A 12,951-nucleotide genomic window follows, 5' to 3' on the forward strand; every position below is an offset into this window, starting at 1 on the left:
CTTTAAAACCTTTTAAAGTAGATTAACTCGTTAAATATCAAGTGAAATGCTGTGCCTGTTTGTCTTGACAGTTCCAGGGTTCCTTCTAACTGCTCGGTTAAAGTACAGACAACTTGAAAACCCATCGAGTTAGTTTTCCGAAAATCTAAGTTTTCAGGAAAGCCAATGCCGTTGTCTTTTACCAAGAGGTGGATTTCTCGATCGCCCCCTTGGTAGCATTCTACACTAACTGTACCGATCGCACCGTCAGGAAAAGCGTGTTTCAGGGTATTTGAAACCAGTTCATTAGCAATTAAGCCACAGGGAGTAGCGGTCTCAAGATTTAGGGAAATCGGTTCAGCTATTACCTGCAACAGAATCCGGTTGTCACTTATATTGTAGGAGTCAAACAAGTTTGTTACCAAATCTTCGAGATATTCGCCAAAATTAATTTTGGCTAGGTTGGTCGAGCGGTAGAGTTTCTCATGAATCAGAGCCATAGAATAAAGGCGGTTCTGACTTTGTTCAAACATCTTGGCTAATTGCGCGTCGGCAACTGTGTTAGATTGCAATTCTAATAAACTGGCAACTACGCAAAGGTTGTTTTTGACGCGGTGGTGAATCTCTTTGAGCAAAATTTCTTTTTCTTTGAGGGAGTTTTTCAAATTTGCTTCGGCTTGGAAGCGATCGCTCAGCTCAGCTTGCAGTTGCTGGTAGAGTAGAGATTGCTGAATGGCGATCGCCAATTGATTAACCAACTGCTGAAATAAATTGATTTCCCATTCTTGCCACTCCCGGGGCCCATCGCACTGGTGTGCAATCAGCAATCCCCAAACTTCGCCGTGCTGAATAATCGGCACTACTAACTTCGCCCTCACTTCAATTTGTTGCATAAACTCCAACATACAAGGTGTAATCGAGGGGTCATCTAGTTCGGAAATTGCACAAATTCGCCCTTGCAAATAAAACTGATAACATTGGGGAGGAAAAACTTCTTCGCCAAAAGATCGATCCACGAGTTGGCTGCATCCGGGTGCCACAGCTTCCGCAAAGACTAAACCGCCACTTTCGGGTAAAATTTGATAAACCAAAACTCGATCGGCTAACAAGACTTGCTGGAGTTCGGCAACCGTAGTATTGAGAATTTCCTCTAATTGCAAAGACTGGCGGACGCGACGGGCGATCGCCTCCACTAGCCGTTCTTGCTCGAACTGCTGGCGCAAAGCTATTTCTGCGTGTTTAGAATTGCTGATGTCCGCCGCGTAACCAATAATTTCGATCGGAATGCCCTTGCTGTCAACTAATAGTTTTAGTTCCGTCCGCAGCCAGCGGTAAATTCCGTCTCCGTGCAGAAAGCGGTACTCGCAAATGCAGTTTTCGGCCTCGGACAAAGCCGAAAAATTTACCAGAAATTGCCCTCGCTCTTGGGAGTGAATCCGGCTCGACCAAAAGTTAGAATCTGCCAAGACCTCTTGGGGATTGTAGCCCACGATTGCCTGAACGTTGTCGCTGATATAAGTAGTACAAAAATTGTCGCCCGGTGCAGCAGTAAAAATTACTGCCGGATTAGAAGCCAGTAAAAAATGCAGGCGTTCTTTTAACTGCTGCAATTCTATTTCTGCCCCCTTGCGGTAACTGATATCTTCGATCGCCGCCATGCTGTAGAGAGGAAGGCCGTCGCGATCGCGAATCAGCGTCACCGTCAAGTTGGCCCACATCAGCTCGCCATTCTTCTTAATCAAGCGTTTTTCCATTTGGAAGCGAGGAATATTGCCCTCTACCAACTGCTTGACTTGCTCTAAATCTGCTTGTAAATCTTCTGGGTGGGTGACATCAGTGAAACTCATTGCCGCCCACTCCACATCGCTGTAGCCCAACATTAGGCGGTGAGCTTCATTCACCTCGATCATCCGGTAGTCGCGCGCGCTTGCCAAACCGATCGCGATAGGAGCATCGTCAAACAAATTGCGGAACTTTGCCTCACTCTTTTGCAGTGCAGCTTCTGCCTGTTTGCTCGCAGTAATGTCTCGGGCGACCCACATCACTCGATCGACTCCCAGCGGCGAAATACTGCCATCAAACCAGATTAACTTGCCCTCAATGTTCATGCTGTATTCAACTCTGTGGGTTTCCCCAGATGCCAAGGTTTGGCGAATGTGTGCCAGGGCAAAATTAGCTTCCGCGAATGGCAACATTTCGGCGAGGGTTTTGCCCAGCGCTGAAGCCGCCCGTTTGTACAGCAGTTGGGGAGGCGTGGGGGCAATTTTGAGATAGCGGCCGCTGGCATCGAAAACCAGCACGATATCCGTCATCGCATTAAACAGCGCCAGCAGTTCGGCTTCGGAGTTTTGCAGTTTTTCTGCGGTCAATTTGCGATCGGTAATGTCGGTGTCAGTCCCCATGAGCCGGTAGGCTGTGCCGTCGGGCGATCGAACAGCAGTCCCGCGGCCAAGCATCCAGCAAGTGCTGCCGTCTTTGCGCTGCATCCGGTGTTCGACTTCAAAAATTTCTGTCGCGCCCTCTAGATAAGCATTTATTGTTGCCTCGACTGCAACTCGATCGTCGGGATGAACGAGACACCACCAATCTTCGATGCGGTTGGAAATCTCTGCGTCTTGAAAGCCCAACAAAGCTTTCAAAGACGGATCGACGTAGATTTCGTGGGTTTCCAAATTCCAGTCCCAAACCCCCACTTTGCCCGCCGATACTGCCAGTTCGTAGAATTCAGTCCGCTGCTGGACTCTCCGTTCTAATTCTGCATTGAGTTGCCACAAAGCGATTTCTGCTTGTTTGCGATCGGTGACATCCCGGCCCGCAGCTTGATACTCCACGATCGCTCCGTTGTCGTCGAAGAGCGCCCGATCGCTCCACTGGTGCCAGCGAATTTCCCCGCTCGGCAAAATTACTCGGTGTTCGCAAGTAGCAACAGGATGAGAGGGAGACAGAGAAGCATATTTGTCTTGAATAATTTCCCAGTCTGCTTCTGGGATGAGCGGCATAAAGCTGTTGCCGAGCAAGTCGGACGCCTCCACGCCAAAATAGCGGCAGTAAGCTTGATTGACAAATGTGATTTTGCCGTCGGGGAGGTAGCGGCAAATCAGTTCGGTTTGGTCTTCCACAATCGCCCGGTAGCGGGCTTCGCTCTGGCGCAGGGCTGTTTCGGCATTTTTGCGATCGGTGATGTCTGTGGCGACGCTGGTAACAATCCAGCAGTCTGCCGCACTGTCGCGCCGGGAATTGATCGCATCGGAAATCCAGCGCCAAGTTCCGTCCGATCGGCAAAACCGATACTCTAATGAAACTGCCCGTTCGGCAAAGATGTTGTCATATTGGTTATAGATGATGTTTTCCACGTCTTCTGGCAGCACCCGCGACAGCCACAGGTGTTTGTCTGCGATCAGTTCCTCTGGAGTGTAGCCAAAGATTTGCTCGTGGCCGCGGGAGAAATACTCGTAGTCCCAATCTCGATCGCCAAATACTCGAAAGCTGCAAATTGAGGGAGTGGCGCTGTTGAGAATGTCTGAAAGTTGGGCTTGCGAAGTTTGGAGGGCGATTTCTAGGTGTTTGCGATCGGTAATGTCGATCGAGATTCCCGCCATCTCCAAAGCCTCACCCGTCTCGCTGTAAATGCCTCTACCCCTTTCCAAAATCCAGCACAGCTTGCCGTCGGGATAAATCAGGCGAAATTCGCTTTCGTAGTCCTTGCGGGTCTCTAGGGCGCGGGCAAGGGCTAACTCGACTCGGCCGATATCCTCTGGATGCACGCGATCGCGCCAAACCTGATAATTTAACTCGTCAATTCCAGGCCTTAAACCCATCAGTTGGAAACCGCTGTCGTTTCCCACGATTTTGCCCGTGGCGATGTGCCAATGCCAACTGCCGGTACGGGTCAAATCTAGGGTAAGTTGCAGTTGTTCCTGTCTGCTGCCGCTGGTGGCACAGGCGAACTGTGGCGGGGCGTCTAACACTTCCGATTGTGCTTCCGTGAGTTTTGCAACTTCTCGGTGCAGCACCTCCACGCAGCTATACATGGCTGGGCGGATCGTGTCTGCGGTGACTGAACCTACGGGTTGACCTCGTTCGTCCACAATTGGCAAACAGTCGATCGAGTGTTGACAAAATAGCTTAAATGCGGTAAAAATATCGGTAAATTCTGATTCTTTTAATACTATTAAATTCCGCGTCATAGCGTCGGCAACTTTCATTTCTTGCCCGCCAGATGCGGCAACTAAGTTCAGCACATCTGGCGGGCTGAGCACACCGACTAGCTGGTTTTCCTCGACAACTAAAAGGCAATTAATCGATGTTTTTACCCTGGTGTTTGAGCCCGGAAGCGGGCAAAGGTTTCTCGCCCGAGACATCAGGGCGATCGCCTCATCGAGAGAAGTTGACGGTGCAACGATCGCAGGATGGCGATCGACAAATTCTAAGGGCGATCGTAAATTTGCCAACAAGTTAGCAAGTTGCATAAGTCTGAGCCTAAAAGTGTTGCTAACTAACTCTAGCAACACTCTTAGCGATCGGTCTGATGACCAATGACCAATGACCAATGACCAATGACAACTGACAACAGTCAACAGTCAACTGACAACTGACAACTGACAACTGATACCATTTTTTTAAAGATGTGCTATGAATGAACTCTTAGCCCCCCCTTAGTAAGGGGGGGTTGGGGGGGTAATTGTGTAGCGGTACTTTATAAAAATGGTATGACAACTGACAACAGTCAACAGTCAACAGTCAACTGACAACAGTCAACAGTCAACAGTCAACTGTCAACTGTCAACTGTCAACTGTCAACTGACTAAATGGACTTTTTCCCAACAAGCAGATAAGTTGTCATTCCACCTTTGCCTTTAACTTCAATAATTCCCCGCTCCTGAAACAAATATTTGTGCTTCAATAAGTGATAAGTAGTTTCGCTGACTTGAATCCGCCAAGACAAACCGTGAGATTCCATCCTGGAAGCAATATTTACCGTATCGCCCCACAAATCGTAAATAAACTTTTTGATGCCAATTACTCCGGCAACCACAGGGCCGCTGTGGATGCCGAGGCGGATGCTAAAATATTTCTTATTCTGAGCATTAAACCGAGCCATTTCTGTTTGCATATCCAGAGCCATTTGGGCGATCGCCTCTGCGTGGTCTGTTCGGGGATTGGGCAGCCCTCCCACCACCATGTATGCGTCGCCGATGGTCTTAATTTTTTCTAGACCATGCTGTTCGCACAACAAATCAAATCTTGAGAAAATCTTATTCAGGATTTCCACGAGGTCGATCGGATTCATCTGAGCAGACAAATGTGTAAACCCCACAATATCTGCGAACAAAACAGTCACTTCCGGAAAGTATTCAGCAATAGTAGTTTCATTTTTTTTCAGCCGTTCTGCTATTGCCTTGGGCAAGATATTTAACAGCAGCTTTTCTGATTTTTCTTGTTCTTCCCGCAGAGCATCTTCTGCTTGTTTGCGTTCGGTAATGTCGTGATAACTCCAGACTCTGCCGATAATTTTATCTCCCAGCCGCTGCGGTTCCGAATAGCGTTCAAAAAATCTGCCGTCTTGAAATTCCAACAAATCAAAACTTTCGGCTTCCGGCTGATCGTAAAGCGATTCAATTCTGTCTAGAAATCCTTGGGGGTCTTTGAGTTGGTTGAGGACAAAAGCGATCTGTGTGGCGTCATCTCGCAGTGCCATCACTTCGTTAGGTATGCCCCACATTTCCACAAATTCTCGATTGAAAGTTACTATTTTTCCGCTTCTGTCAATAGCTAAAATACCGTCAGCAGTTGAATCAAAGGTTGCTTGCAGCAATGACACAGACTTTGCCAAGGCATCTTCAGCCATTTTTCTAGCAGTTATATCTCGCAATATAGCACGAATTGCTACTAGGGAACCTTCCGAAAATTTACAGCTTATGCTGCCTTCTAGCAAAATTTGTTCAGAATGTTTAGTAATAAATATTGCTTGAATATAGTCGGGATAAACTGTATTTTCAGTAACATTTTTTTTGGTAATAGCTTGATACAGTATATCCATTGACTCCGGGGAACTGTTAGGATGAATGATATCAAAAACAGTCATTTCAGCAATTTCTGCTTCGCTGTACCCCAGAGTTTCCCGCCAAGCCCGATTTACATACAAAAAATGACCGTCCGCTCCAATACTTTGAATTAAGTCAGTAGCATTTTCAAATAAGTCTCGCAGTTGTTCTTCGCTTTCCCGCAAAGCTATTTCGGCTTGTTTGCGCTTGATAAATTGACCGATTTGGCTGCCGATTGTTGCCATTGTCTGGAGCAATTCTTCGTCAAAACACTGCACTTCGCAGCTAAACAAAGTAATCACCCCCAACACAGACCTTGCAGAATTTTCCAGCTCGTAGTCCCCCAAAATCGGGAATCCAAAAGCTCCGTGCATTCCTTGTTCAGTGGCAACTTCTCGGCGCAGAAACGAGTCGTTTTCTGTGACATCTGCAATCCACTGAGAGGCACCGCTTGTCCAAACGAGACCTGGCAATCCTTCGCCTAATCCACAGGTCATTTGTTGGGCCGATTCGGAAAATTTGGGGAGCGAAACTGAGCGTTTTTGCCAACTGGCGACGCACCGCAGCAGATTGGGGTCGGAAACCGCAGTTATTCTCTTATTTCCTGACACCAATTTTTCCCCAGATTCTGGCATCCAAAGTTCTGCGATATCCCATCCCAAGCTGTCGCAAATCACGGGAAGAATTGCTGCTAAAGCTTTTTTGATAGTTTCAGATGCTGACAGGATGCGAGTGGTGACGTACTGAGCTACTTTTCGCTTGCGGGAGCGCTGTCTGTCTGTAACGTCGCGACCAATGTACACGAAATCTTGGAGGGCGGCCGAAGATTCATAAATCCTTTGCATTTCACTGGGAATCGCCGTACAGGAAAAGGCAACTGTGAGCTTTTCTCCAGTTTTTGCTGTGCAAATTACTTCCGTGTTCGTTTGAGAAAGTTGACTCTGATATTGGCTGACTGCTTGCAAAGATTCACCCTCAGCAGCAAGAGCGTCTATTTGCTGGCCCACTAATTCTGATTCGCTGTAACCGAACAAATCTTGAGCGGCTTGATTAACTTTTTTAATTTTTCCCGAGGCTGTTGTTACCAACAAAACTTCGGCCATGGAAGTAATAATTTTTTCTACATAATTATTAGTGGCAGCTAAGGTACTCAATAAAATATTCATTTCATTGGTAGCTTGGACGAGAGTTTGTTCCAAACCCATCCTGTCGGTTACGTCTTCAAAAAATACAATTAATCTCTGATAATCATCGTCATTGGTGAACTCGACGATATACATATCAAAATAAAGGCGCGAGCCATTTTCTAATACCCGCGTCATCGATTTTAATTCAAAATTTGGCAACCGCCCTTCAAAAATATCGATTAAAATTTCTTCAGTTCCCACCAATTCGGGAAACGGAATGCGGACATCGTTGCCGGCCGCTACTTCTGCGGGACAGTCCGCAAAGCGCTGCACTTGAAGAGATGTCTCTTGGATTAAAAAGTCTCGATCCAGTGCTAGGTACTCCAAGTGGTGGGGAACCAACAGTTTTTTTAACAGCTTTGTCATGTTGGATTTTTAGTAGTGAACGCGCCCTCTGTTCGTGATAGTCATTTGTCATTTGTTATTTGTCATTTGTCATTTGTCATTTGTCATTTGTCATTTGTCATTTGTCATTTGTCATTGGTCATTGGTCATTTGTCATCTCGCCCGAAGAGCGACTTGCCCGCCCGCGAAGTCGAGGGGAGTCGAAGGGTGGTCATTTGTCATTGGTCATTTGTCATTTGTCATTGGTCATTTGTCATTGGTCATTATAAGTTCTGTCCCCGCTCGCTAACGTGCAGCGTCCAGCGTCCAACGTCATTAGTTATTAGTCATTAGTCGATTTGAGGTTTACTTTACAGCAGATAATTTGGGAGATTGAACTGGAGTCTCAAATTTTGGGATAGACGCTCATCAGCGTCGGGGGCTTCCATTTTTTGGCTGGGTCATTCCCAATTGTCAAATCCAAAAGCGAAAATTGTATTACTTCTGTTTGTCAAATGGAATTGTGACTATAAATGTAGTGCCTAACCCTGTGTCGCTGGCAAATTCGATTTGACCTCCGTGCAAGTCCACACACTGCTTGACTATGGATAAACCCAGTCCTGTACCGGGTATTTTTCCCACATTTTGAGCTCGGTAATAAGATTCAAACAGTTGTTCTTGGTCTTCTATCGGAATGCCAATGCCTGCGTCTTTAATTTTAAATGTAGCTTCTTCATTATGCCAATTTAATTCAAAATCAATGTAGCTGTCGATCGGCGAATATTTTACAGCATTTGACAGCAAATTTGTCAAGATGTGTCGCAGCAATTTTGCATCAAGTGCTGGCCAGTGTTGGGTTTCGTCTGACTCCCGCAGTGTTTTTTTCGCTGATGAAGTATTCTTTTTTCTGCAACTTAAGTTAATTCTATGATTTCTCCCGTAACTAATTTTAATTGAGTCCACTAACTCGCTGCAAAATTTTGGCAAGTCAACTGGCGCGGGATTGAATTTGAGTTTTCCAGCTTCGGCGCTGCTGAGCAACCGCACGTCATCTAATAGCTGAGCCATGTGTTTAGATGCTGATTTAACGTGTTCTAGGTATTCTTGTTTTTCCTCGTTGGTGATCTCGTCTCCGTATTCTTTGAGGATTTGAGTAGCAAATAATACAGTATTCAAAGGATTGCCGAATTCGTGAGCGAGCATTGAGAAAAAACGAGATTTCACTTGTCTGAGTTCTTGCTCTTTTGCCAAAGAGCGGCGAATTTCTATTTCTTCTTGCTTGCGTTCTGTGATGTCCCTACCGATATAGATAAAATCGTACAGTCCCTCTAATTCTGTCTGAATTGCCGAACATGAAAATTCTACCCAAATTTCTTCTCCACTTTTAGTAACGCAGACTACTTCCAGTTCTCTGAGCAGCTCTTTTTGAGACAAAATATAGCGGTGGCGAGCTTGGTACAGCAATTTTTCTTCGACTACTATTATCGAGAGGGGATGGTCGATCAATTCTGCTTCGCTGTATCCAAACAACCATTGTGCCGATTGATTGACGGTTTTGATAATTCCTAATGTTGTTGTCACCAATAAAGCATCCCCCATGGAGCGAATAACTTTATCTATATAATCTTTGGAAGCAGCTAAGGCGCTGACCAAAAGATTGGCTTCATTCGCTCTCTGAATCAATGACTGCTTCATCACCATTTTTTCGGTGGTATCTTCAATCAAAATTAGCAAATTACTTGCCATATCTTGTTCGTTTTCATGCTCTATCGCCAACATATCGAAGTATAAAGGGCGGTTGTTGTCGGCAAACCGAGCGATACCTTTGAGTTCAAAACTCGGCCGCCGTCCCATGACGATAGACATCAGGATATTTTCAATGCCAATTAGCTCGGGAAAACAGATGCGAGCATCTGCACCGGGGAGCGCGTCGCCGGGAGTATCGGCATAATTCTGGACTTCGGCAGAGATTTCCTGAATGATGAAATTGTGATTTACTACCAGATACTCTGTTTGTCGCGGGCCCAAAAGCTTCTGAAAAAGGGGGTTCATACTTGTTCTACCATTGTGTAAGCTAGCTTGTGGAAAATTTCGTCAACGTCTTTACCTGTTTTAGCAGATGTCGTGTAAACTGCTATTACTTTGTCTTGACCGATTGAGTGGGAGATTTCCACTAGCAGTGCTAATTTTTCCTCGTCAATCAAGTCTACTTTGTTCAAAGCGATGATTATTGAGCCTTTGGGATTGACTGAAGAAAAAAGTTTAATGTGTTCTGAGATTCGCTCAACTGTTTCGGAGCGGGTGACATCGGCAACGATTAAAACGCCGCTAGCTCCCTGCAAGTAAGTCGGTGCGATTCCTTTGAATTTTGTATGACCTTCTAAGTCCCAAATCAGCAACTGGGCTGTGACAATTTCTTGCTGTTTTACGTTCTCTAGTACGATACTTCTGCGGGAAATTTTAACTCCTACTGTCGAGAGGTACTGGTCGCTGAATTGCCGATCGACAAAACGGCGGATCAGGCTGGTTTTGCCTACGCCAAAGTCGCCAATCATGCACATTTTCTTAGATATAGTAACTGACATAATTATTTGCTGTTTACGATCTTAGTTATGGGTTCAAATAGCACGCATCTGCTTAAAATTAGCGGTTGATTGGGTTCCACGCCGGGTGGAGGATTTAAACTCCAAGCCGTTTGGAGGCGCTTGGGGTCAGCACCTTGCCGCACCAAAGCATCTCGCACTGCTGCGGCACGCTGGAGCGACAACCGTTGATTTATGACAAGTTCCCCAGTGCGATCGCTGTGCCCAATTATCTTAATATGTTTTTGAGGATATTGATCCATGAAACTTTTGACACTGGCGATAATGCCTGCTGATGTTGAGTCTAATGTTGTCGTTCCTTGCTCGAAGTAGATGCGGCTGGCAATTTTGAGCGGATCTAGTTTAACAGTGCTGACTACCGACTCAACGCCGGGAATTTCCTTGAAGGACTGAGCAATTTTATCGAGGTCTGCACCGTCGGTGACTGTACCGTATACAGTAACTTTGCGATCGCCATACCGACTAGAAATAGAAACGCCCGACAACCGGTTCAAAACAGCAGTGAGCCGCTGCACCTGGGCCGCCGTCAACACCGGATCGGGAGGTACATATACAGCGATAATTTTATTGTCTAATTTCAGATTTGGTGCAGTTGATGCGGCTATTTTTTCAGCTTGGGCGCGCAATTCTGCATTTGGCAATTTTCCGGTTAACTTGAGAGTGTTGCCGTCAACATCAGCATTTAAGCGGTAAACGGCTAATTCTGGGGTCGAGGCTAAAGCTAAAGCGGTACTTGCTTCGATGCTGCGGTCGATGCTGCGGCGGTGCTGATAAATTCCCCATGGTATTAAGATTAAGCTGAGGGCTGCCATGCTCAGGCCGAGCAACAGGATCGGGGGTTTCTTTGATTTTTCCTTTTCAGGCGGGTCGAATAAACTTTTGATAAACGGGTGCAGCGAGTCGGGTATAGTACCGGGGTCGCCGTTAAATTCGTGAATTAATTTAGCGTAATTCAGGATGAGATTACTAACTGTTTTTCGCATTTTGTCAACAAAAAACTTGGGCGGTTGTCCTTTAATCACGACTGCCATGTAACAGTATCCGGCTACTTCTAGCATGATTTTGGAGTCGCCGTATTCAATTTGATTGAGTTCGGAAATTTCTCCTGGCTGAACGATACACTCGTTAACAAAGCTGCGAATAGCTGTGAGCATTCCTGCTACCATTTCTGATTCTAACTGGTGGGTTTCTGAGTTTTGAACTTCGGAAATTACCAAGCCGGATGCTTTGTGAATTAAGAAGGCTGCTTGGACGGTAAAAGGGATTGATTCTTTGAGGATTAATTCAGCTTCGGAGACTCCTTGTACTTGGGAGCGAATTTTGCGCCCAACTCCTTCCATGCTTAAGCTATTTGACACTTTTTCATTGATAGTTTGAATCGCTTCTGCCAAGTATTTAGAGATCGTACTGCCAATTACCGGATAGAGAGCATCCACCATAGAGTCGCGTTCGAGGGCAATCTGGGCTGTAATCGCTTTGCCCATTTCCGGGGCGAGGGCTTGGGCGATCGACTCTTGATCGAGGCGAATTTGCTCTTTAATGGCCAGGCCGATTTCTGGGGCGATCGCCTTAGCAATATCCTCTGGCGAATTGACTATTTGTTGAGAAAGTGCGTCGGGGAGCAATTCAGCGATTGCCGCACTCATGGCTGACTTGTTTTCCACAGTTTTCGCCCTAATCACTTCGTCAATAATTGGGACGATCGCGTTGACAACTTCTTCTCTAGAATCTACAATTTTGCGGCTGAGAATTTCTGCGATCCAAGGTAACATCAGCGCGATCAGCTCTTGGGGATTGTAGATTTGATCTTCGAGTTTTCCTAATTTATCGTTGATGGTTACCAGCAGGTGGCGCACCCCGGGCAAATCGGTTTCTGCCAGGAGAGTTTTCACTTGCTCGATATCTGACATTTGGGAGCCAAAAATCAGATTTTGCAGCCTTCCCATCGCGTTGTCGGCTTCATTTAAGTCTTGTTTAATTTCCCCCAAGATTTCTGATCGCTGCGATAGCGGTATCAGCTCTTCTGGCAAGTTTGAACTCGATTGCAGCGAAGCAACCACCGCATCTACATAGATTTTTTCTGAAGGCTGTGAAAGTGTGGGAAGTGGTGTATGAGGCTCAGTTAGTGCGGGTGATGCCAGAGTTGGGCCTGCCAAATCATCTAAAGCGGTGTCAAAATCCTGGGATTTTTCTGCCTGTAGGTGCTGGGGAGAATCGGAGATTGTCAAGTCAGACAATGCCTGTAGGGGTGGCGATTCTGTCTCAAAATCCGAAACATCTGCTGAAACATCTATAGTTTTAGCTGAAGAATAGTTTTTTTCCAGTTCGGAAGTGCGGAGTTTGTGAGTAGCGAACAGCCAACTTTTGGAATCGCCTGTAACATCCGGCGAACTAGCAGACTGAGGTTGGGGAGATACAGTTTCTGGCCCAACGGGTGCAATGGACTCTGGCTCGGGCGAGGAAATACCTAACAAATCCATCAACCCGCCGAGATCCCCAGCTTGAACGTGGTTGTTGCTGCTGTCACCTTCGGGAGCTGGATTTTGCTGTGCTGCAATGGACTCTGGCTCGGGCGAGGAAATACTCAACAAATCCATCAACCCGCCGAGGGCCCCAGCTTGACCGTTTTTGCTGCTTTTGTCACCTTCAGACTCGGGATTTTGCTGTTTTGAACAGGCAATAATTTTGAGTTCGACTAACAGATTCAGCAAGGGTTCTAGCTGGGTTGCTGCCTCGGCAGCAGGCTCGTCAGGTTGAGAAACAAAACCCTCTAGCTGATTTTCAACTTCCGGATTTTCTTTCGGTAAAGCCATG

General features: G+C 46.3%; 5 protein-coding genes. All 5 read right to left on the reverse strand.

Annotated elements, in window-relative coordinates; genetic code table 11:
* Positions 1–2: 2 nt before the first annotated feature.
* Positions 3–4,448, reverse strand: a complete 4,446-nt coding sequence (locus tag QZW47_RS21065) for a PAS domain S-box protein (protein WP_293130832.1) — start codon at positions 4,446–4,448, stop codon at positions 3–5.
* A gap of 335 nt (positions 4,449–4,783) precedes the next feature.
* Complete coding sequence (locus QZW47_RS21070) at positions 4,784–7,576, reverse strand: adenylate/guanylate cyclase domain-containing protein (protein ID WP_293130835.1); 2,793 nt, start codon at positions 7,574–7,576, stop codon at positions 4,784–4,786.
* Positions 7,577–8,032: 456 nt separating this feature from the next.
* On the reverse strand, positions 8,033–9,586 hold the full coding sequence (locus QZW47_RS21075) for a PAS domain-containing sensor histidine kinase (RefSeq protein ID WP_293130838.1): 1,554 nt from the start codon (positions 9,584–9,586) through the stop codon (positions 8,033–8,035).
* Positions 9,583–10,119, reverse strand: coding sequence for a Rab family GTPase (locus QZW47_RS21080; RefSeq protein WP_293130841.1), 537 nt, complete (start codon positions 10,117–10,119; stop codon positions 9,583–9,585). Before QZW47_RS21080 ends, QZW47_RS21075 begins: the two co-directional genes overlap by 4 nt.
* Positions 10,120–10,121: 2 nt before the next feature.
* Positions 10,122–12,950 (reverse strand): OmpA family protein, encoded by a 2,829-nt coding sequence (locus tag QZW47_RS21085; RefSeq protein ID WP_293130844.1) that lies wholly within the window; start codon positions 12,948–12,950, stop codon positions 10,122–10,124.
* Position 12,951: the final 1 nt, after the last annotated feature.

This window comes from Microcoleus sp. bin38.metabat.b11b12b14.051, from assembly GCF_013299165.1.
Taxonomy (GTDB): domain Bacteria; phylum Cyanobacteriota; class Cyanobacteriia; order Cyanobacteriales; family Microcoleaceae; genus Microcoleus.

Excerpts from the sequence above, each read along its gene's own strand:
- QZW47_RS21065 (WP_293130832.1), bottom strand. The coding sequence starts at position 4,448 with ATGCAACTTGCTAACTTGTTGGCAAATTTACGATCGCCCTTAGAATTT.
- QZW47_RS21080 (WP_293130841.1), bottom strand. The coding sequence starts at position 10,119 with ATGTCAGTTACTATATCTAAGAAAATGTGCATGATTGGCGACTTTGGC.
- QZW47_RS21075 (WP_293130838.1), bottom strand. The coding sequence starts at position 9,586 with ATGAACCCCCTTTTTCAGAAGCTTTTGGGCCCGCGACAAACAGAGTAT.
- QZW47_RS21070 (WP_293130835.1), bottom strand. The coding sequence starts at position 7,576 with ATGACAAAGCTGTTAAAAAAACTGTTGGTTCCCCACCACTTGGAGTAC.
- QZW47_RS21085 (WP_293130844.1), bottom strand. The coding sequence starts at position 12,950 with ATGGCTTTACCGAAAGAAAATCCGGAAGTTGAAAATCAGCTAGAGGGT.